We start from the raw sequence: 20569 nt of genomic DNA, 5'->3' as shown, positions 1-20569 counted from the left end.
AAGATTCGAGGGTATTGTTCTCCCAATCTTCTGGTTTTGAGGTGTAGTATTTATGCAGAAGTTTTAGAAACTCAACAAAATCTTTCCTGCTTGTAATTTGCTTATCATACAGTTCATTTTCCATGTGTTATTTAAATTTAAGATTATTATCTATAAATTCATGTCATAATAACTTACCAGAAACCATTTATCTTTAATTAGCTGAAACTTTCTTTCACACTGAAAGCCACTATCTTCTATCCAGTATTTTTCGATAACAAGAGTATCAGTACTAATGAGTTGATGTTTGTACTCATTTGGAAAAGGGCTTGTTTTGGTTACCGGATTTTTCAGAATTTCCCAGTTCTCTTTTGTCCATTTGTACTCTTCCCAGCCGTCTCTATGGATACCTTCAACAGGAAAACTTATCCTTGATAGCTGAAAAACAGAATCTGAATGGAAATGTTGATTGAATTCTTCAAAATTTTCTGACTGTACTTGTATGCTTTCTGTCTTTTTCCCGCAAGAAATAGCTAAAAGGAGTATAAAAAACAGTTTCCTTATTTACCCGATTTTTATGGTCTTTACCGCTTCTTCAAATTCTTTAGAGCGGTCTTTACCTTTTATCTCATCGGTAAAATTAAGATGGAAAACATAGTTTTTATAAGGTATAACATAGGTATAGGTGCGTATTGTAGTATTTTTGCCGTTTACCATCATAGAGTAGGTAGCAATATAATATACGCTCTTTATACCTGAAATTTCTATTTGTTTAGGCTTCTGTACAAATTTAAAGTCCAGTTGGTATTTCTTTAAGGCTTCGGCATTCTTTTCAGTAGCCTTTAAAAGTTTTTTAGGGTCTTTTTCAGAATTACCAGCTACATTAAACTGCATTTTAGGAGTGTAATTACCACCTTCTTTAATAGTTTCCCTGTCGTAAAAAAGAGTAAGGAATACAGAACGGCTGTCGTCCAGTATTTTTCTTCTTTCGGCATCGCTAACCTCAATGTGCGCAGGGAATCCGTCACGGTTGTCTTCCCACCATGTTTGCGGAATCTCTATAGTAAATCCGAAAGCCTTGTTATTGTATATTTTTTGTGCAAAGGCAGAACTTACGCTTAACAGAAGTAAAAGGGCTATTAATGTCTTTTTCATGGCTTAAATTATTTAGTAGCAAACATAATCAAAAAAGGCATCCGATTCCAGATGCCTTTTAATTAAACGATTTTTACCGGGACTTTATTTTCATCTATAGCCACAAAAGTAAATTCTCCCGTTACGGCTTTTTCCCTGCTGTTTTCATACATCTGCTCTACATAAATCTCTACACGAACCTTTAGGCTGGTAGTACCCACATAAGTAACCTTACCTATAAGTTCTACAATAGTTCCTGCGGGTATAGGCTTTTTAAAGTCGATACGGTCACTGCTGACAGTTACCATACGCTGACGGCTGAAACGTGTTGCCGTTATAAAAGCAACTTCGTCCATTAAGTGCATGGCAGTCCCTCCAAACAAGGTATCATAATGGTTTGTGGTATTTGGAAAAACAGCTTTAAATATTCTTGTTTCCGATAGTTTTATTTTTTCTTCAGATGTCATGTTTATGGAAGTTATTATTTAGGGCAATAAATCGCAAAACCAGTATCCGGTTTTGGTGCCGTGATTATCATATTCTCTGTAAATGGTTTCACCAATAGTAAAATCTACCGGCTTTTTAAAGTAAGGGGCGTCAAAGCAAAAGGTATGAAATTCTCCATTTTCACCACACGGGTCTACATCGTCCGGAAGCTCTTTAATAAAGTCATGGTCAATAACACGGCCTACAAATGATTTGTCTAGCTTGGTCCCGTTTACACAAACGGTTATTGTTTTAAATCCTGAGTCTATAAATTCGGTAAGTAATTGCTTGGTATCTTTTTTCCAAAGAGGAAACACTGCCTTAATACCAAATGGTTCCAGTTGCTTTTCCCTATAAACTTTAAGATCTTCCAAAAAGATATCGCCAAAAGCAGCCGTAGTATAATTTTGCTCAAGCAATTCGTCAACTTTAGCACGCATTATAGCCTCATAATCTTCATTGCTAGGTTGTAACGGAAGCTCTATGGTTGTCATAGGTATACCAATGGCTTCAACCTGTTTTAAAAGAAGTTCTTTTCGTAGTCCGTGCATACTTACACGATCGTAATGTGAATTAACCGAAGTAAGCAGGAAGTCTACACTATAATTTTTATCCTGTAAAAGATAGTGTAGTGCCAGCGCACTGTCTTTACCGCTGCTCCAGTTAAAATAAGTTTTTTGTTTGTTCTCCGTCACTTTTTTGAGTTTATAATGCTTTGCGGAGTAGGGTGAAGGCATGGTACAATTTCCCTTTAAACAAAGAGTAGTGCCAGGACATCACTTTAACCGCGAAAGCATAGTCATTATTTAGTAAGGCAGGTCTCCTGGCTTGTACATTTTATCTTCCTTCCCGCACTGGCAGTGGATATTTTGATAAAACTTTTGCAGTACTTTACAGTTGCGCGACAGCCCGCGATTTTCACACGGTTCCCTATTAATCTGCGTTAAGCAAAACCTTTTAATTATTTTTGACAAATGTATAAATAAAAAGCTTATTTATTGATGCTGTTTATACATAGGGTAGTATTCATTAAAATTAGTTTTAGCGTCTTTCTCTTTATGAATGAATTTTAATGTGTCTGCAATGAAAATAAATTTTTGTTTTTTAAAGAGGTATTCCTTTTTTGAATTTTTTCCACCTTTATTTCTCCATCTGGTTTTCTTGTTAGAATTTAATATATAGTTGTCTTTGTCTTTGTACCATTTTCCTTTATCAGAAATGTTTCTCATGTGGTTCCATTCATGAAAAGAATAAGTAGAGTCTTTATATAATTTTAATTCAAGCGAGCAATAGCCAAATCTACCCCCTGCATAGTATGCAAAGTCAAATTCTTTCGAAAAAGAAAAACTTAATGATATAAACAATAAAATGATGAATAATTTAAATTTCATTATTATAGAGATTGGTATACAAACATAAAATAAAAAAGGCATCCTTTTTTTGGATGCCTTATATAAAAATATTGTAAAGATGTTATTGCCACATTTCTGCTACCTCATTTTTAAGATAAGCAACAGCTACACTGCTGGGGCTTTGTTTATCAAATAAATCAGTAAGGATAACCTCTCTTAATTTGTTAGCAGAATCTACCTTTTCACTCATACTTGCTTTACGTATCATTTGTATGGTAGCATTTTTAGCAGTAGTGATTATATCCCAGCTTTCAGCCGATATATATATTTGCTGAGTTAGGTTATGTTCATATTCCTGCTCAATTTGTGCAATTACATAATCTTCATAATCAAGCTTGTTTGATGACTGCGGTGCAATTCTTATAAGCAGTTTAGAAGGATTAATCCTTTCAAGGAAAAGTACCAATCTTTCATAAGCCTGAAGCCTTAAAGGCATAGAATGCTTTTGTGCATCTTTATGTAAAAGGTAACGGCGGCGGCCTTCATCATTTTTACGTTGTGTATCAAAAAAATAGTAGGCAACAAATCCTACGATTATAGAAGGTATTGTATAGGCAAATACATCAATAAATTTTGTAAAATCCATGTTTAGTAATAGTTTGGTGTAATAGTGTAACGCAGTTTTTTATTATAAAATTGTAAGAGGCGAAAATAATCAAATACTTTTTGTAAGGTAAATTTATTGTGAATAATTTTTAACAAAAAGTAGGGTATTAGACATAAATAAGAGGTTTTAATCCCAACCAAAATTCGTTACTTTTGCTCTTTATAAAAGTTATGACGGAAATAGACAGATATATAAGCCAGTTAAATGATGCGCAAAGGGCTCCGGTTTTACAGAAAGACGGGCCTATGATTGTAATTGCGGGTGCAGGATCGGGTAAAACAAGGGTACTTACCATGCGTATTGCCTATCTTATGGCACAGGGAGTAGATGCTTTTAATATACTTGCGCTTACCTTTACCAATAAGGCAGCCCGAGAAATGAAAAAGCGTATTGCCGACATTGTAGGTAACTCTGAGGCCAAGAACCTATGGATGGGTACCTTTCACTCTATCTTTGCTAAAATATTGCGTTTTGAGGCCGATAAGCTTGGTTATCCGTCAAACTTTACTATTTACGACTCTCAGGACAGCATACGCCTTATAGGTTCTATTATAAAGGAAATGCAGCTTGATAAGGATGTTTATAAGCCAAAGCAGGTACTAAGTCGTATTTCTACTTATAAAAACAGCCTTATTACCGTTAAAGCTTATTATAACAATCCTGAACTTCAGGAAGCAGATGCAATGTCTAAAAAACCACGTCTTGGTGAAATATATGAGCAGTATGTGGAGCGTTGCTTTAAGTCGGGAGCGATGGACTTTGATGACCTTTTGTTGCGTACTAACGAGTTGCTTAACCGTTTCCCGGATGTACTGATGAAATATCAGGATCGTTTCCGTTATATACTGGTAGATGAGTATCAGGATACCAATCACTCACAGTATCTTATTGTAAGGGCTTTGTCTGATAGGTTCCAGAATATTTGTGTGGTAGGTGATGATGCACAAAGTATCTATGCTTTTAGGGGGGCTAATATCAACAACATTCTTAATTTCCAAAAGGATTATGATAATGTACAGATGTACCGTCTGGAGCAGAATTATCGTTCGTCACGAAACATTGTAGAGGCAGCAAACTCTATTATAGATAAGAATAAAACCAAGCTTGATAAAGTGGTTTGGACGGCCAATGAGGACGGACCTAAAATAAAAGTTCACCGAAGCCTTACCGATGGTGAGGAAGGCCGATTTGTTGCCAGTACCATTTTTGAGGAGAAAATGCAGCATCAGCTTAAAAACGGAAGTTTTGCAGTGCTGTACAGAACCAATGCACAATCCAGGGCAATTGAGGATGCTTTGCGTAAACGTGATATACCTTACAGGATTTACGGAGGATTATCGTTCTACCAAAGAAAAGAGATAAAAGATGTATTGGCTTATCTAAGGCTTGTTATCAATCCTAAAGATGAAGAGGCACTGGTAAGGGTTATCAACTATCCTACAAGGGGAATAGGGGGTACGACTATAGAAAAACTTACTGTTGCTGCAAACCACTATAAGCGTTCCATTTTTGAAGTAATGGAAAACATAGACAGGATAGACCTTAGACTGAATTCCGGTACAAAAAACAAGATTCAGGATTTTGTAACCATGATTAAGAGTTTCCAGATAATTAATGAGGCTCAGGATGCTTTCTATCTTGCAGAACACGTTACTAAGAAAACGGGGTTAATACAGGAGCTTAAAAAAGACGCAACTCCGGAAGGTATTGCCCGTATAGAAAATATAGAAGAATTACTAAACGGTATAAGGGACTTTATTGAAGGGCAGAAAGAGGTTGACGGTGCACGTGGAGCACTATCTGAATTCCTTGAAGATGTAGCTCTGGCTACCGATATGGACAAGGATACCGGTGATGATGACAGGGTAGCGCTTATGACCATACACCTTGCAAAAGGCCTTGAATTCCCTCACGTTTTTATTGTGGGTATGGAAGAAGATTTGTTCCCTAGTGCCATGAGTATGAATACACGTAGCGAACTGGAAGAGGAGCGAAGGCTGTTTTATGTGGCACTTACACGTGCAGAGCATCAGGCTTACCTTACATATGCACAATCGCGTTACAGATGGGGTAAACTGGTGGATAGTGAACCTTCAAGATTTATAGAGGAAATTACAGATTCATTCCTGGAATATCTTACCCCTGTAGAAACAAACTATCGTTACAAACCAATGATAAACAACGATATTTTTGGTGATGTAGATAAATCAAAACTAAGACTGAACAAGCCTACAAACGGCATTCCGCCTAAGTGGGTTACCGATAATGATCCTAAACCGGATAGTGGTATACGCAGACTTAAACCTATGTCGGGCAATTCTGCATCAGCTTCATCAGAACCTGCCATGCCAGACAGTAAACTGGCAGTAGGTAACATTGTAATGCATGAACGTTTTGGTAAAGGTCAGGTGCTTAATATTGAAGGAGCCGGACCTGATAAGAAAGCTGAAATTAAATTTGATGTAGGAGGAATTAAAAAGCTTTTATTACGTTTTGCAAAACTTGATGTTATAGGATAAGCTTTACATTTAAATTAACGCTTATAATAAATCCCTTTCGTAACTTTAAAGTTCGAAAACTGAAATTGACAACCTATGGCACAGTTCATTAAAATATATCCCGAAAATCCGAATGAGCGAGAAATTGCGAAAGTAATTAAAATACTTAAGGACGGAGGGCTTATAATATATCCCACAGACACGGTTTACGGACTAGGTTGTGATATAACAAACAGCAAGGCACTGGAAAAAATAGCAAGGATAAAAGGCATAAAGCTGGATAAGGCTAATTTTTCTTTTATCTGTAGTGATTTAAGTAATCTTTCCGACTATGTTAAGCAGATAGACACCAGTACTTTTAAAATATTAAAAAGGTCACTGCCGGGGCCTTATACTTTTATCCTTCCGGGTAATAATAACTTACCTAAGGAATTTAAAAAGAAAAATACTGTAGGTATACGTATCCCGGACAACAATATAGCACTGGAAATTGTCCGTCAGTTGGGTAACCCTATAGTTTCCACATCTATTCATGATGATGATGAGATATTGGAATATTCAACAGATCCTGAACTTATTTTTGAGAAATGGCAAAACCTTGTAGATGCTGTTATTGATGGCGGATATGGTGATAATGTAGCTTCAACGATTATAGATCTTTCGGGTGATGAACCAGAGCTGGTTAGGGAAGGTAAGGGTGACCCTGATATTTTTTAAGTAAAAGCATAAAAAAAGCTGCCAATGGCAGCTTTTTTTATGGAATAATATTGATTAGCTAGTTTGTTGCCGGATCAATATTTTTAGCAGTAGTCTCTGCTTCAGTTTTCATTTTGTCGGCTATTTCTCCGCCTTTGTACACCATTTCATCAAATTTTTTGCGTGCACTTTCTTTTACATCTTTGTATTTGTTTCTAAGGTCTTTACCAAGTTCTTCAGCTTTTTCGCAAGCTCCGTCAAGGTATCCTTTTCTTTTTAACATTACTCCTACTACTGCAAGGGCTGCAACACCGGCTGCAATTCCTAATACTACTTTTTTGTTACTCATAGCTGTTTAATTTATATAATTAATAAAATATTATTTGTTGTCACTTTTCCGGTCTGCTTTTACATCGCTTTTCTCTAATTTTGAGTCGCGTCTTATGTCATCCTTATTACCTAAATAACCAGATGCTATGCTTCTGTCCTTTTGGGGTAGAGGCTTAGGGTTTTGGTTAGGCACCATATTTTTAGGAAGTGGATCCTTATCGTGATGTATATTTTGATTTTCCATAATACATGTTTTTAAGACGCTTTACTAAATTAAGCATTCTAAAACCGTTAGTGTATTAAGGATGTCTTAAAACCAGTATAAACCTTTGTAGTTTAACGTTTTATTATACGTTGCTCTATTAGGTGTTAAAATGTTAAGAGAAAATTCAGGAAATATATAAGCCTAAAATATAGTATAGGCTTAAAAGAGTATAGCACCCTAAGTGTAAGGTGCTTTAGTAAAATTTAATATGTATAGCGGAACTATACAAAAAGAGGATATTCGTGTTCGTCATCATAGATGTCACTCTCTTCTTCTTCAAGTTCCATTTGTGCCACAAAATTATAGACTTTTATAAGTCCGAATCCTGCGAGCATTGCCAGGAAAAATTTTACCAGTTTCATTTCTTTTTGTTTTACAAGGTTAATCTTAATCATTACGCTTTTTTTATTTGATTTTTCTTTTCAAGCATAAAATTACAAATAGTAAATCGAAAGCCCTGTGTCTTTAATAAAACTTTAATATTTAAAGAGTTAATTAGCATTAAGTTAGTTTTTTCGTAAACTTAGAAATACTTTACCATGGTTATTTTGTCGGCTGGATTCTCTTTTTCAAAAAAGTTTTTAATAATGCCACATTCTTCAAAACCAAACTTTTCATACAGCTTTATTCCTCCTGTGTTTGTGGAGTAAACTTCAAGCCATATTATTTTTACATTTGATGTAAGTGCCCACTTTATAGTGCATTCCATTAATAACGAACCTATTTTTTTATTATGCCAGTCATAAGCTATTCCCATACCTATCATTGCCGTATGGTAAAGCTTCCTACGCTGATTCCCGTTCAGGTCTATATTGCCTATTAGGTTACTATTATATTCAGCCACAAGTAAAAGGCTGTTATCTTCATTGTTAAACCTGTTAATCCAAGCCGTTTCCTCCATTATGCTATTATTATATTCATCCTCATATAGAGGTATAGAGGTAGTCCCTTTTATATAACTTTTTTTAAGCGTTATAAGGGCAGGGGCATCTTCTATTTTTCCGTTGCGTATTATTATTTTTTTGCCATCGGGCAAAGTATGTTCGTTATAAATATGTTTCATAATTTCATAACAGCTTAATAATGAGTTTCCCTACAAAAATAAACAACCCTTAGTTTGTAAAACAGTAACAGGGTAAGTAAACCACAAACATTTTATTATATTTGTTGCTCTATAAATAAAGAAACAAACAATACGAACATATGAAATTACTAGAAGGAAAAACGGCTATCATTACCGGAGCGAGTAGAGGTATTGGCCGTGGTATTGCCCAGGTTTTTGCTAAACATGGTGCTAATGTAGCTTTTACTTACAGTTCTTCTGCAGAAGCTGCAAAAACATTAGAAGATGAGTTAATGGCAATGGGTATTAAAGCGAAAGGTTACCAGTCTAACGCAGCAGATTTTAATGAAGCTCAAAAACTGGTAGACGAAGTAGTTGAAACTTTTGGTACAGTAGATATACTAATAAATAATGCAGGTATTACAAAAGACAACCTTTTAATGAGAATCTCTGAGGAGGATTTTGATAAAGTTATCGAAGTTAACCTTAAATCGGTTTTCAACATGACGAAGGCTGTACAAAGAACAATGCTTAAGCAGCGTCATGGCTCTATCATCAACATGAGTTCTGTAGTTGGTGTTAAAGGTAATGCAGGGCAAACTAATTATGCAGCTTCTAAAGCAGGTGTAATTGGTTTTACGAAGTCGGTTGCACTTGAACTAGGATCTAGAAATATTCGTTGTAATGCTATTGCACCGGGATTTATTGAAACTGAAATGACAGAAAAACTGGGAGCAGACGTTATTAAAGGGTGGACAGAGAACATTCCGTTAAAACGCGGAGGTACTCCTGAAGATGTTGCTAACGCTTGTGTGTACCTTGCTTCAGATCTATCTGCTTATGTTACCGGCCAGACACTTAATGTAGACGGTGGTATGCTTACCTAATTAAGCAAAAACTAAAATTTAAAAATAATTGAAATACCGATAACCAACTAATGACTACATCTACAGTTTTATTAATAATAGTATCTGCACTTGTAGCCTTTGCGTTATCGTTCTACCAATATTTATTTAAAGCCAAAAAGAGAAGCATTGTGTTTTTCTTTTTGGCTTTTTTACGTTTTATAACATTACTTTCGGTTTTTTTACTTCTCATAAATCCTGTAGTAACTAAAAAAGATTTTGAGACGGTAAAAACACCATTGCCAGTACTTTTAGATAATTCATTATCTGTTAAGGAACTTGGTCAGGACAGTATAGCTAAGATACTGGCTGAAAAAATAACCGGGAATAATTCGCTTAAAGATAAGTATGATGTTCAGCTTTATACTTTTTCCGATGGTTTTGAAACCGGAAAGGAACCTGATTTTACAGGAAAGCAGACACACATAGATCAGGCAGTACAAAATTTGAAGCAATTTTACAGAAACACATCTTATCCTGTTGTATTGCTTACTGATGGTAATCAGACTATAGGAAATGACTACGTTTACAGCTTTCAGCAAAATACGGCTGCATATCCCGTTGTTTTAGGTGACACTACGGTTTTCCCTGATTTAAAGATCAATCAGCTTAACGTAAATAAGTACGCATTCCTTAAAAACAAATTTCCGGTAGAAGTATTCATTCAGTATAACGGAAACAAAACAGTTAATGCGGTATTTAGTATTCAGCAGGGTAATACTACTTTAACTAAGCAAAATATTATTTTTAATAAAGACAAAAAAGCACAGTCAATTAGTGTATTACTGGACGCAGAAAGGGTAGGAGTACAAACCTTCAGAGCTGTTATATTGTCACCTGAAGAGGAAAAGAACAAGTATAATAATATAAAGAATTTTGCTGTAGAGGTTATAGACCAACGTAGTGAGGTTGCAATAATATCCTCTTTAAACCATCCTGATCTGGGAGCTATAAAACGTGCCATTGAAACCAATCAGCAACGAAAGGTAACTATACTCAAACCAAACGAAATAAAATCTTTAAACGACTTTAATGTTCTGGTTTTATATCAGCCCGATGCTTCATTTAAAGGATTGCTAGACCTGAATAAAAATGCAGGCTTGAATGCCTGGATAATAACCGGCACGCATACCGATTTTAATTTACTTAACCAGTATCAGCAGATGCTTTCTTTTAAGATGACATCTCAAAAGGAAGATTATTTGGCAGATTATATTTCCTCATTTAATTTGTTTGCTACCCAGAATATAGGTTTTGAGCAATTTCCTCCCCTGGAACATCCATTTGGTACTGTTAGGCTTAGTGCAGGCACAAATACTCTATTACAGGCAAGAATACGAAATGTCGCTACAGAGAACCCTTTAATGGTATTTTCTGAGAGTGGTGCTTCCCGCAGGGCTTTCCTTTTAGGAGAAAATATCTGGAAATGGAGGCTGGAAACACATATAAGAAACAAATCGTATGATGAGTTTGATATCTTTATAGATAAAACCATTCAGTATCTTGCCACAAATTCCAAAAGAAAATCACTTACTGTAAATAATGAGAGCTTTTACAATTCAGGAGAACCAATTGCTATAACAGCCCAGTATTTTAATAAAAACTATGAGTTTGACGAAAATGCCAGGCTGACTATTGTTGTAAAAGGTAAGGATTCTGACTTTAGTAAAACGTATGATTTCCTAAAAGGAAACAATGAGTATAAGGTAAATATGGACGGATTACCTACAGGAAAATATACTTTTACTGTAAAAGAAAATACCTCAAACACTACTTTAAATGGAAGTTTTGAAGTTCTTGATTTTGAAATTGAAAAACAGTTTGTAAACCCTGATCTTACCCGTTTACAGCAAACGGCTGTTAATACAAATGGTGAAGTTTACTATTCTTCTCAAATAGAAAAGCTTATTGATTTCCTTTCTAAAAATGATACTTATAAAGCGACACAAAAAGTAAAAACTACAAAATCGCCATTGATTGAGTGGCTTACTTTACTGATTATACTTTGTTTATCATTAGCGATAGAATGGTTTACAAGAAAGTATAACGGACTTTTATAAAAACCTTAAAAATATTATAACAGCTATATTTTCTGACGATATTTGGCTAAATTTGATATAATCAAAAAATCGAGTTATGAAAAAAATAGCACTTTCAGCTTTAGTATTGTTCGCTTTAATATGTGTGGTATCTTGTAAATGCACACAAAAGGCTTCTGAAGCAGTTTTAACCAACAATTCATGGGAATTATCTATGCTTAATGGAAAAGCTCCTAATCCGGCAGATTTTCAAAGAATTTTACCTACTGTAACTTTTGCTGCTGATAACACAATATCCGGTAATGGAGGATGTAATGGTTATAGGGGGACTTATACAATAGGCGAGAACGGAAGCTTTAAAACAGATAAAGTTGTTGCTACTAAAATGTATTGTGAAGATGCTAAAGGTGAGAATGAGTTCTTTAAAGCACTGGGCAAAGCTGATAAAATTAAAACTGAAAAAAACAGAATTGCTCTGCTACATGAAGATAAAGAAGTTATGGTATTTGTTCCAAAAACAGAATAAACTAAAATATTTTATATAAATAGGAAAGGAGCTTTTAAGCTCCTTTTTTGTTATTCGGGTTTTACTAAAACCTGTACCTGATCTTTAAGACGTTCAATAAGTATATTCATCATCCTTTTATTAAGGTTAGATGAGTTTTTTATATAGTCTCTAAATTCCTCAACTGTAAATAATGCTATAACCATGCCTTTAAGGGCATTTCTAAACTTAATATCTTTTTGTATAGCATTCTCTATAAAAAATAACTTCTTTTCAATAGAGAGATTATAAAAATCACCTTTATGCTTATTTACATAATTAAGAAATGATTCTACAAAAAGGTCGTTTTGTAATTTAAGGATTGGTCGTAAGGTTTTATTTTGAAATATTTCTTCCTGTGAAGACTGCTCAGTTACTTCGCCAATAGCTCCCCCACGCATAGAAAGGATAGCTGTATCACGTTGGTTCATATTTTTCTTTTTCTTAAAGATATAAAAAAACCTCTGCGTTATGCAGAGGTTTTAATTTTTATTTATCTGAATTTATTATTTCAGGATGAAAGTAACTCTTCTTACTACCTGACGAGCGTATTTAGAGTCTTTGTTTACAGAAGCATCTTCTCCGTTACCTACAATGTTTAGTCTACCAGCATCAATACCAGCGTCAACTAAAATTTTCTTAACGTTTTCAGCTCTTCTTGTAGAAAGGTTTTTGTTGTAATCGCTGTTACCGATTTCGTCAGCATAACCTACTACGTCAGCAGAAACTGAAGGATTTTGTTTTAGATACTTGATTAGGAAGTTGATTCCGCTTACAGACTGTGCATTTGGCTTGTCTGAGTTGAAATCGAAGTATACGTTTACATAACCGTTGTTGATTAGACCGGCTAAGTCTCCGCTTACACCTTCGCTAACTTCTTGTTTGATTTCTTTAGTTCTTTGATCTAGGTAAGACTCTAGCTCATCCGGCACACCATTGTTGTTTTTATCAATAGCTCTACCTTTAGTATCAACAGCAACACCTGTTACACTGTTTGGTTCAGCATCTAGATAATCTGGCACACCGTCTTTATCAGTATCATTCATCATAGTTTCGATTTCACCAATTCTTTGCTCTAGAGCTTCAAGTTCGTCAAGTTTTTCATCAACAAACCAGTCAGCATGCTGTTGGTGTTTACCTAAATAGATAGAAAGACCTAAAGTAGCATTGTAAAGAGTGCTGTCAAAACCTTGTTGGCTTCCTGGATTATAAGCTCCACCGTCCCAAGTCTTTTGTTGTGAGAAGCTATTTACCATTGTAAAGTCAGCATTTAAAGCTACTCTGTCAGATAATCTAACTTGTCCGGTTAAACCGATTAGGAAACTACCAATCCAGTCTTCACCTTCAAAACGATCATCATTTTTAAGTTGACCAACGCCAACACCCATGTGACCTAAAAGGTTGAATGTTTTAGTCCATGACTCAAACTCCATAATACGCCCAAGGTTAGCATAACCCTGTAAGTTAGCGCTTAATAGTGTAGATTCGAATTCAGGTCCATCATCTTCACTCATTTTATCATAGCCAGCTCCAAGTTTTAAACCAAATTTGGTGTTGAACATGTACCTGAAACCTAAATCTGCATGAAAGAAATTAAATGCAGATGAATGATAGCCCGGGCTCATTGGATTAGCGGGCTTGCTGAAACCACCGTTAACATCAATTGACCATTTGTTATAGTCATTCATGTTTCCGGTCTCCTGCACGTCCTGTGCTTTTAAACTTGCCGAAGTAAGGCAAATCATTAATAAAGGTAGTACAACTTTCTTCATAATAATTGTTTATTGTTATCAGTACTTTGAAATTTTTTGTAAATGTAGTAATTTTAAATCTAAGAAAATATGTGTTATTTTTTCAATTTTAAACTTTATTATGCCAGTAACTACTAATCCCTACAACTTAGAAACCCTTTCGGAATATCAGTATTTTCTTGACTTTCAGGTGATTCAAATGCTTGAAATTAGTCAGAAAAGCTTTCAAAAATGGGGAAAAACACCCTTAAAAAAAAGGATGAAATTTATCAAAAATTTAATATTTGTTTTAACAAAACAACAACATTTACTAGCCGAAACATGCTCTATGGAGATGGGAAAGCCCATAAAACAGGCTATTGCAGAGGTAAAAAAGTGTGGATTGTTGTGCGAATATTACCTGGAACATGCAGAAAGTTTTCTCGAAAACAAAAATATTAAAACAGATGCAGGTGAAAGTTTTGTGACATATGAACCCTTAGGTGTAATTTTAGGGGTAATGCCATGGAATTTTCCTTACTGGCAAGTATTCAGGTTTGCTATACCTGCTATAATTGCCGGTAATACTGTGGTTGTCAAACACGCATCTAATGTAGCAGGCTGTGCTGCATTATTAGAAGATATTTTTAAGCAAGCCGAATTTCCGGAGATTGTATATCAAAACCTGCAAATTTCCGGTGAGCAGGTAAAGAATGTAATAGAGAATCCTATTATAAAAGGAGTTTCTCTTACAGGGAGTGAAAAAGCAGGAGCAACAGTAGCTTCGACAGCTGCTAGTCTAATAAAAAAATCAGTGCTTGAACTCGGAGGTAGTAATGCTTTTATAGTTCTTAAAGATGCTGATCTTGATGAAACAATACCTGTGGCAGTAACTGCCAGGATGCAAAATACAGGGCAAAGCTGTATTGCTGCCAAGAGATTTATAGTTCATAAATCATTGTATAACGAATTTGTTTCCCGTTTTACAGAAGAGGTTAGTAAAATGAAATGTGGAGACCCTTTAGATGAAAGTACAGAAATAGGAACATTGGCTAGGGTAGACTTGGCTGAGGATATAGAAAAACAGGTAGATAAGTCTGTAGAGATGGGTGCAAGAATAGTAACCGGAGGGAGGCGTAAAGATGCTTTTTACGAACCTACAGTACTTGTTGATGTTACTACTGGCATGCCTGTGTTTAATGAAGAGGTATTTGGCCCTGTGGCTCCTGTAATGGCCTTTGATACATTTGAGGAAGCTGTTGAATTGAGTAATAATTCGTCTTTCGGATTAGGGGTAAATATTTTTACAAAGGATGTAGAAGCCCTAAAAGAAAAAATTCATCTATTTGAAGAAGGTGCTGTGTTTGTAAATGCTATGGTTAAATCCGACCCGGCATTGCCTTTCGGGGGAGTGAAAAAGTCAGGTTTTGGACGTGAACTTGCCGAAAATGGTATAAAGGAATTTGTGAACGTAAAAACCGTCTACATAAAATAAAAGGAAAATAAAAATCCCCGCTGTAAGCGGGGATTTTAGTATTAGTATAATTCAGGATATTCATTTGGATTAACCTCGTGCATTATTGCATATACTTTCTCATAGATATCTTCAGCAGATGGTTTAGAGAAATAATCACCATCAGTGCCATAAGAAGGTCTGTGGGCTTTTGCTGTTAATGTTTCAGGTTTGCTGTCTAAATGTTTGTAAGCATTTTGCTCATCAAGTATTTGTTGTAAGATATAAGCCGAAGCACCACCTGGTACATCTTCATCTATTACTAATAACCTGTTTGTTTTAGCTACACTCTTAACGATATCATGGTTAATATCGAAAGGTAAAAGAGACTGAACGTCTATAATCTCTGCATCAATACCTACTTCCATTAATTCTTTAGCAGCCTGCTCAACAAGTCGAAGAGTTGAACCATAAGAAACAAGGGTGATGTCTTTACCTTCTTTTATAGTTTCAACTACACCAATAGGAGTTTTAAAATCTCCAAGGTTAGTTGGTTTTTTCTCTTTTAAACGGTATCCGTTAAGGCACTCTACAACTAATGCAGGCTCATCTGTTTCTAAAAGTGTATTATAGAAACCGGCTGCTTTAGTCATGTTTCTTGGTACGAGTACGTGAATACCACGAATAGCATTAATTATCATTCCCATCGGAGATCCTGAATGCCATATACCTTCTAATCTGTGTCCACGTGTTCTGATGATTAGCGGAGCTTTTTGTCTGCCTGATGTACGGTACTGTAATGTAGCAAGGTCGTCGCTCATTATCTGTATAGCATACAACAGGTAATCCAGATACTGAATTTCAGCTATAGGTCGAAGGCCTCTCATAGCCATACCTATACCTTGTCCTAAAATAGTTGCTTCACGTATACCGGCATCACAAACACGAAAATCTCCGTATTTTTCCTGCATACCTTCAAGCCCTTGGTTAACATCACCAATATGTCCGCAGTCTTCTCCAAAAACAAGCGTTCCCGGATGTTTACTGAATATTGCATCAAAATTGTCACGAATTACCACACGCCCGTCTACTTCTTCAGGATTTTCTCCATATTCAGGAAGTACTTCGCTTACGCTGAATACATTTTTATCTGACTGGGAGAATAAGTGAGAGCTGTATTTGGGCTGTATTTTTGCTGTATAATCGGAAATCCAGGCAGAAAGAGTGTTTTTACCACTTTCTTTAACTATTATTCTCAGTACTTTTCTTGCTGTAATAAGAATCTCTTTTCTTATAGGCTCTTTTATAGCAGAAAGCTCAGAGATGTGTTTTTCAATAAAAACTTTGTTAGGGCTTTGGCCAGCAATATCTTTAAGTATATTTACAAGCTCGTCACGCTCTTCTTTAATAGGATTAGCATAAGCAGACCATGCAGCTTTTTTACCCTCAAGAACGTCTTTTTTAGCCTGCTCGTCAATAGCATCAAGATCTTCTTCAACAGCCATTTCGTTTTCAATCATCCATTTTCTCATTTGAGCGATACAGTCATATTCTGCTTCCCATGTTAAACGGTCAGCATCTTTATAACGTTCATGAGAACCTGATGTTGAGTGTCCTTGTGGCTGTGTAAGCTCATAAACATGTATAAGTACAGGAATGTGCTGTTCTCTTGCTATTACAGATGCTCTTTCATAAGCTGATACAAGTTCAGGGTAGTCCCAACCCCTAACTGTTATTATTTCATATCCCTTAGAATCTTCGTCTCTTTGGAATCCTTTTAATATTTCAGATATATTTTCTTTTGTGGTTTGATGACGTGCATGTACAGAAATACCATACTCATCATCCCAAACACTCATTACCATTGGTACCTGAAGTACACCGGCAGCATTAATGGTTTCAAAGAAAAGCCCTTCAGAAGTACTTGCATTACCTATGGTACCCCAAGCTACTTCATTACCATTTATAGAGAAGTTTGTTTTATTTTCAATACCACTAACATTTCTGTAGATTTTAGATGCCTGTGCTAAACCTAAAAGTCTTGGCATTTGTCCGGCAGTAGGAGAGATGTCAGCACTGGAGTTTTTTTGTTGAGTAAGGCTTTTCCAGTTCCCGTTTGCATCAAGGCTGTGAGTGGCAAAGTGCCCGCCCATTTGCCTGCCTGCAGACATTGGGTCATGCTCTAAATCGCTGTGACCATATAATCCGGCAAAAAACTGCTGTATTGTAAGCTGACCAATAGCCATCATAAAGGTTTGGTCGCGATAATAACCGGAACGGAAGTCACCATTACGGAAAGCTTTAGCCATAGCCAGCTGTGGTACTTCTTTACCGTCACCAAAGATACCAAACTTGGCTTTCCCGGTAAGTACTTCACGGCGGCCTAAAAGGCTGCACTCCCTGCTTATTACGGCAATTTTATAATCATTAAGCACTTCGGCTTTAAAATCGTCGAACGAAAGTGATTTTTTTGTTTCTGTCTCAGTCATAAATACGCATGTTGTATGACTACAAATTTAATTAAAAGAATGTAATTTCATAAAATTTGAAGAAAAAAATGATTTCACTTTTAGCAGTGAAAAGAGGATTTGAATATTTTTAGATAAAATATTTTCAATGAAATCTTCTAAAAAATGAATAAAATGTATTTTTAAACAAGTTTCATTTCGTTATAAAACCTATATCAAAACCATTTTCTTGTGAATAATTTTAAAAGTGTTCCCGGGCTTAAAGTAACTACAAACCTTATATTTTGGCTATAATTGCTGTCATTCAGCTCAAAACCGTTTGAAGAGTATACGGGTAAATATAATTCAAAATAGTCTGTTAGGAGATTTAAACGGATTCCCGTATCGTAAACAAATTCGGCATTTTCATATTTATTTTTCAAAAATCCCATATCACCGTATACTTCAACCCAGTTCCATACATTTATACTGGCATTAACGGTAGTCATCCACTGGTTGGCATATCTTGTATCCAGTTTTGACTTAAATCCTCCTTCAGCCATTATAAACTGTTGGCTGTATATACCTGTAGTTTCTGATCTTCCATAAAAATTATAATCAAATAAATAATCAGTAGGGCGGTCAAGACCAAAGCTGTAATAGTCGGAACTGGTATCTCTATACATAAACATACCTCCGTAAAAACGCAGGTTTAACTGCGTATTATCATAAAACAATCTTCTTATCTGGACTTCTCCTGCCAATTTACCAAAGTTACTTGCTATCTGTAAATCGGTAGAATAGTCAATATGCCTAATGATTTCGGATTCTGCGGAAGAGTATCGGGCATTAAATACCGAATAATCTTCATTTTGCTTATCAAAATTATAAGCCGACTGCTCTCTGTTTACAGAAACATATCTAAAAAGGAGATATTGCTTTTTGTTTTTGCGCAAATCTGTATCCCTAAAACGGAACTGTACACTTGGGGTAAACTTTACATAAGCAGCATCAGGCTCGTAATGATATGTTGAACCGCTTAAACCATATCTGATATTATACAGGCTACCACCATCCCTTATATACTGGTTAAACAGCATAGAGGCTGAACCTATCAACGTTCCTGTCTTACTGGAATAAGTAGGGGTGACATCAAAAATAATAGGTTTTTCAAGCAAAGATTTATTGTGAAAACGAAGCCCTACCGAAACCCCATCATAAAGGTTAAAGGTAAAGTTAGGCACATAAAAAATCTGATTATAGCCCGGATTTTCAAGATCCTGAAAGAAAGTAAACTTAACAGGTTTATTGTTTATTACTACTTTGTTTAGTTTTTTCCAGTTGTTACGCCTGTTATATTCAGGTATTTCGTTTTCATAATTTATGGAAAGCTTGTCGGCATCCTGTCTAGCTATAGTAAAAGTACTATCGTTTTTAATGTTTTCAAGCCATTGTTTAAAAACAATCTGCCCATCCTTGAGTCCGTATAAAGAAACCGGAACATTGGTCTGTGTCTTGTTTTTTATAGTTACCTCTACAGAATCCTTATCTCTTTTGACCTTACCAAATTTAAAATCTATAATAGCTCTGTCATCTACTAATGTATTATAAAACCAGGCTGTTTCCTTATCGGTTTTAGAGTCTATTATCTCTCTGAAGTCCGTTCTGTTTGTCTGTTGGCTTTTGTTTAGCTCAAAAAACTCTTTTATTGAAGTACTCACTGTGCCTTTTCCCAAATAACTTTCTAAATAGTTAAGTGCTATTCCGGCTTTATATTTTCCCGCTAACTGTTCATTGAATTTTATAAAAGTGTTTTTTGGATCGCCAATAGGCTGGTCCAGATTTTTTCTTGCCATTAAAAGATACAGATAGCTGTACTGATCATTGTAAGGGACCCTAAAAAGGTTATATCCTTTTAATATTCCCCATTTTATTCCCGCCATGGTTTTATCCGGATGATACTGCTCAACATACTTATACATTAGGTAGGTTTGCATAGCATCATAAATCCAGTTGTCTTCACGCGGATTTATATTCAATGTGTTTTTTAGGTAGTTATTTAGGTAGGTTTTTAGGAATTTAACCTCATAAATAAAAGAGTCGGGGAAAGGGGCTATAAATGAAGGGAGCTGGTTTAATCCGTAAACCGGATTTTTTTCATAATCCACTTCGCTAACTACTATCTTTCCGTTAGGGTAACTACCCAGATTCTCATTGGTAAATTTGATAATATTATCGATTAAATGAGCTTTCTGATAATCGGTAACCCTGCTATCTGTAAGGTTTGTTTCTACAATTACTGAGGAACTGCTAAAAACATTAAAATCGTTTTGCTGTTGGATTATCATGCTGAAACCGGCACGATTTTCACCTATAAAGAAATATTTTTCACCATCATCAGTAGGCGTAACATTTCCCTGATATAAATCGCTACTTATCGTAAGCTTATTATGAGTGGTAAGGGTTAGCTGATAGTCGCAAAAAGTATTGGCTATATCATCAAGGTTTTCATTACTGTATTTTACAAACTTTCCCTTTTCAATACGTGCAGGGGTAAGGTACCAATCCTTAAGTATCAGGTTACCGTTATTACCATATCCGTAGCGTGTAAATTTATCATTTGGCAGCTTAACATCGTATACAATATTCACTATAAACTTTTCATTTGGGTAAATGGGTTTAATTAATTGTATATCAATTAAATCTGGATGATTTTCAGGTCGTTTTCTTTTTAGCTGTACACCATACTGATTTGATATGGAATAGATAGTTGTCTTTCCGCGATTTTCATCTTTTTCCCTATGAAAAGAGCGTACAAATTCATCTGAAAAACGCTTTGCAAGGGGAGTGGTTTTATCTGAATAAGCATTGTTCCAGTCATTAAGGATAAACTCTCTTAAAGTATCCTGAGACTGATTATAAAAAGTAATTTCCTGGTTTACTTTAAGGACCTTGTTTTCATAGTCCAGTTCAACATTCAT

Annotated in this window: 19 protein-coding genes and 1 riboswitch; of the genes, 6 read left to right on the top strand and 13 right to left on the bottom strand. The window is 35.4% G+C overall.

The genetic code is table 11. The annotated features are described in order from the left end of the window. Nucleotides 1–543 precede the first annotated feature (543 nt). The 5 genes from NU09_RS03680 to NU09_RS03660 all read right to left on the bottom strand — a co-directional run bounded on the left by NU09_RS03680 (nucleotide 544) and on the right by NU09_RS03660 (nucleotide 3597). Nucleotides 544–1134 (bottom strand): hypothetical protein, encoded by a 591-nt coding sequence (locus NU09_RS03680; RefSeq protein ID WP_129749905.1) that lies wholly within the window; start codon nucleotides 1132–1134, stop codon nucleotides 544–546. Nucleotides 1135–1196: 62 nt separating this feature from the next. Further along, nucleotides 1197–1580, bottom strand: coding sequence for an acyl-CoA thioesterase (locus tag NU09_RS03675; RefSeq protein ID WP_129749904.1), 384 nt, complete (start codon nucleotides 1578–1580; stop codon nucleotides 1197–1199). 18 nt (nucleotides 1581–1598) lie between these two features. Further along, on the bottom strand, nucleotides 1599–2336 hold the full coding sequence (locus NU09_RS03670) for a diphthine--ammonia ligase (RefSeq protein WP_129749903.1): 738 nt from the start codon (nucleotides 2334–2336) through the stop codon (nucleotides 1599–1601). A 58-nt stretch (nucleotides 2337–2394) separates the two neighbouring features. Then, nucleotides 2395–2572: riboswitch (cobalamin riboswitch) on the bottom strand. A 22-nt stretch (nucleotides 2573–2594) separates the two neighbouring features. Continuing rightward, nucleotides 2595–2990: a hypothetical protein gene (locus NU09_RS03665; protein WP_129749902.1), complete on the bottom strand. Its 396-nt coding sequence runs from the start codon at nucleotides 2988–2990 to the stop codon at nucleotides 2595–2597. Between the two features lie 82 nt (nucleotides 2991–3072). Further along, complete coding sequence (locus NU09_RS03660; protein WP_129749901.1) at nucleotides 3073–3597, bottom strand: hypothetical protein; 525 nt, start codon at nucleotides 3595–3597, stop codon at nucleotides 3073–3075. Nucleotides 3598–3797: 200 nt separating this feature from the next. Between NU09_RS03660 and NU09_RS03655 the strand changes: the two genes are divergently transcribed. Together NU09_RS03655 and NU09_RS03650 are read left to right on the top strand one after the other, a co-directional pair. Further along, on the top strand, nucleotides 3798–6137 hold the full coding sequence (locus tag NU09_RS03655) for an ATP-dependent helicase (RefSeq protein ID WP_129749978.1): 2340 nt from the start codon (nucleotides 3798–3800) through the stop codon (nucleotides 6135–6137). Between the two features lie 75 nt (nucleotides 6138–6212). After that, nucleotides 6213–6833, top strand: a complete 621-nt coding sequence (locus NU09_RS03650; protein WP_129749900.1) for an L-threonylcarbamoyladenylate synthase — start codon at nucleotides 6213–6215, stop codon at nucleotides 6831–6833. Between the two features lie 58 nt (nucleotides 6834–6891). Here the strand turns inward: NU09_RS03650 and NU09_RS03645 are convergent, their stop codons facing one another. The 4 genes from NU09_RS03645 to NU09_RS03635 form a co-directional block, all read right to left on the bottom strand. Further along, the gene (locus NU09_RS03645; RefSeq protein WP_129749899.1) at nucleotides 6892–7161 is read right to left on the bottom strand and encodes a hypothetical protein; all 270 of its coding nucleotides are present in this window, start codon (nucleotides 7159–7161) and stop codon (nucleotides 6892–6894) included. A gap of 30 nt (nucleotides 7162–7191) precedes the next feature. Continuing rightward, nucleotides 7192–7386, bottom strand: coding sequence for a hypothetical protein (locus tag NU09_RS03640; RefSeq protein ID WP_129749898.1), 195 nt, complete (start codon nucleotides 7384–7386; stop codon nucleotides 7192–7194). Nucleotides 7387–7628: 242 nt separating this feature from the next. After that, on the bottom strand, nucleotides 7629–7802 hold the full coding sequence (locus NU09_RS17060) for a hypothetical protein (protein ID WP_165357653.1): 174 nt from the start codon (nucleotides 7800–7802) through the stop codon (nucleotides 7629–7631). 128 nt (nucleotides 7803–7930) lie between these two features. After that, the gene (locus tag NU09_RS03635) at nucleotides 7931–8470 is read right to left on the bottom strand and encodes a GNAT family N-acetyltransferase (protein ID WP_129749897.1); all 540 of its coding nucleotides are present in this window, start codon (nucleotides 8468–8470) and stop codon (nucleotides 7931–7933) included. Nucleotides 8471–8610: 140 nt separating this feature from the next. Here NU09_RS03635 and fabG point away from each other — a divergent pair, with 140 nt between their 5' ends. The 3 genes from fabG to NU09_RS03620 all read left to right on the top strand — a co-directional run bounded on the left by fabG (nucleotide 8611) and on the right by NU09_RS03620 (nucleotide 11940). After that, a complete protein-coding gene (gene fabG, locus NU09_RS03630) occupies nucleotides 8611–9357 on the top strand; it encodes a 3-oxoacyl-[acyl-carrier-protein] reductase (protein ID WP_129749896.1) in 747 nt (248 codons plus the stop codon). Nucleotides 9358–9407: 50 nt separating this feature from the next. Next, nucleotides 9408–11435, top strand: a complete 2028-nt coding sequence (locus tag NU09_RS03625) for a hypothetical protein (protein ID WP_129749895.1) — start codon at nucleotides 9408–9410, stop codon at nucleotides 11433–11435. A 76-nt stretch (nucleotides 11436–11511) separates the two neighbouring features. Beyond that, nucleotides 11512–11940: an META domain-containing protein gene (locus tag NU09_RS03620; protein ID WP_129749894.1), complete on the top strand. Its 429-nt coding sequence runs from the start codon at nucleotides 11512–11514 to the stop codon at nucleotides 11938–11940. A gap of 50 nt (nucleotides 11941–11990) precedes the next feature. Here the strand turns inward: NU09_RS03620 and NU09_RS03615 are convergent, their stop codons facing one another. Together NU09_RS03615 and NU09_RS03610 are read right to left on the bottom strand one after the other, a co-directional pair. Then, nucleotides 11991–12389: a glyoxalase gene (locus tag NU09_RS03615; RefSeq protein WP_129749893.1), complete on the bottom strand. Its 399-nt coding sequence runs from the start codon at nucleotides 12387–12389 to the stop codon at nucleotides 11991–11993. Nucleotides 12390–12464: 75 nt separating this feature from the next. Further along, a complete protein-coding gene (locus NU09_RS03610) occupies nucleotides 12465–13730 on the bottom strand; it encodes an OmpA family protein (protein ID WP_129749892.1) in 1266 nt (421 codons plus the stop codon). Nucleotides 13731–13830: 100 nt separating this feature from the next. On the opposite strand from NU09_RS03610, the gene NU09_RS03605 reads away from it, so the two are divergent. Further along, complete coding sequence (locus tag NU09_RS03605) at nucleotides 13831–15183, top strand: NAD-dependent succinate-semialdehyde dehydrogenase (RefSeq protein WP_129749891.1); 1353 nt, start codon at nucleotides 13831–13833, stop codon at nucleotides 15181–15183. Nucleotides 15184–15224: 41 nt separating this feature from the next. Here NU09_RS03605 and NU09_RS03600 read toward each other — a convergent pair whose 3' ends face one another. Together NU09_RS03600 and NU09_RS03595 are read right to left on the bottom strand one after the other, a co-directional pair. Beyond that, a complete protein-coding gene (locus NU09_RS03600; RefSeq protein ID WP_129749890.1) occupies nucleotides 15225–17630 on the bottom strand; it encodes a thiamine pyrophosphate-dependent enzyme in 2406 nt (801 codons plus the stop codon). Between the two features lie 194 nt (nucleotides 17631–17824). Continuing rightward, entirely contained in the window at nucleotides 17825–20569 is a 2745-nt protein-coding gene (locus NU09_RS03595) for an aminopeptidase (protein WP_129749889.1), read from the bottom strand.

It is taken from the genome of Flavobacterium beibuense (assembly GCF_004151245.1).
Classification (GTDB): domain Bacteria; phylum Bacteroidota; class Bacteroidia; order Flavobacteriales; family Flavobacteriaceae; genus Flavobacterium; species Flavobacterium beibuense_A.
Note: the sequence above shows the minus strand (reverse complement) of the source record. Positions and strands in the feature narration are given on the sequence as shown.

Excerpts from the sequence above, each read along its gene's own strand:
- NU09_RS03620 (WP_129749894.1), top strand. The coding sequence starts at position 11,512 with ATGAAAAAAATAGCACTTTCAGCTTTAGTATTGTTCGCTTTAATATGT.
- NU09_RS03600 (WP_129749890.1), bottom strand. The coding sequence starts at position 17,630 with ATGACTGAGACAGAAACAAAAAAATCACTTTCGTTCGACGATTTTAAA.
- NU09_RS17060 (WP_165357653.1), bottom strand. The coding sequence starts at position 7,802 with ATGATTAAGATTAACCTTGTAAAACAAAAAGAAATGAAACTGGTAAAA.
- NU09_RS03610 (WP_129749892.1), bottom strand. The coding sequence starts at position 13,730 with ATGAAGAAAGTTGTACTACCTTTATTAATGATTTGCCTTACTTCGGCA.
- NU09_RS03650 (WP_129749900.1), top strand. The coding sequence starts at position 6,213 with ATGGCACAGTTCATTAAAATATATCCCGAAAATCCGAATGAGCGAGAA.
- NU09_RS03670 (WP_129749903.1), bottom strand. The coding sequence starts at position 2,336 with ATGCCTTCACCCTACTCCGCAAAGCATTATAAACTCAAAAAAGTGACG.
- NU09_RS03680 (WP_129749905.1), bottom strand. The coding sequence starts at position 1,134 with ATGAAAAAGACATTAATAGCCCTTTTACTTCTGTTAAGCGTAAGTTCT.
- NU09_RS03615 (WP_129749893.1), bottom strand. The coding sequence starts at position 12,389 with ATGAACCAACGTGATACAGCTATCCTTTCTATGCGTGGGGGAGCTATT.
- NU09_RS03675 (WP_129749904.1), bottom strand. The coding sequence starts at position 1,580 with ATGACATCTGAAGAAAAAATAAAACTATCGGAAACAAGAATATTTAAA.
- NU09_RS03635 (WP_129749897.1), bottom strand. The coding sequence starts at position 8,470 with ATGAAACATATTTATAACGAACATACTTTGCCCGATGGCAAAAAAATA.
- NU09_RS03605 (WP_129749891.1), top strand. The coding sequence starts at position 13,831 with ATGCCAGTAACTACTAATCCCTACAACTTAGAAACCCTTTCGGAATAT.
- NU09_RS03625 (WP_129749895.1), top strand. The coding sequence starts at position 9,408 with ATGACTACATCTACAGTTTTATTAATAATAGTATCTGCACTTGTAGCC.
- NU09_RS03665 (WP_129749902.1), bottom strand. The coding sequence starts at position 2,990 with ATGAAATTTAAATTATTCATCATTTTATTGTTTATATCATTAAGTTTT.
- NU09_RS03645 (WP_129749899.1), bottom strand. The coding sequence starts at position 7,161 with ATGAGTAACAAAAAAGTAGTATTAGGAATTGCAGCCGGTGTTGCAGCC.
- NU09_RS03660 (WP_129749901.1), bottom strand. The coding sequence starts at position 3,597 with ATGGATTTTACAAAATTTATTGATGTATTTGCCTATACAATACCTTCT.
- fabG (WP_129749896.1), top strand. The coding sequence starts at position 8,611 with ATGAAATTACTAGAAGGAAAAACGGCTATCATTACCGGAGCGAGTAGA.
- NU09_RS03640 (WP_129749898.1), bottom strand. The coding sequence starts at position 7,386 with ATGGAAAATCAAAATATACATCACGATAAGGATCCACTTCCTAAAAAT.
- NU09_RS03595 (WP_129749889.1), bottom strand. The coding sequence starts at position 20,569 with ATGAATGTTGAACTGGACTATGAAAACAAGGTCCTTAAAGTAAACCAG.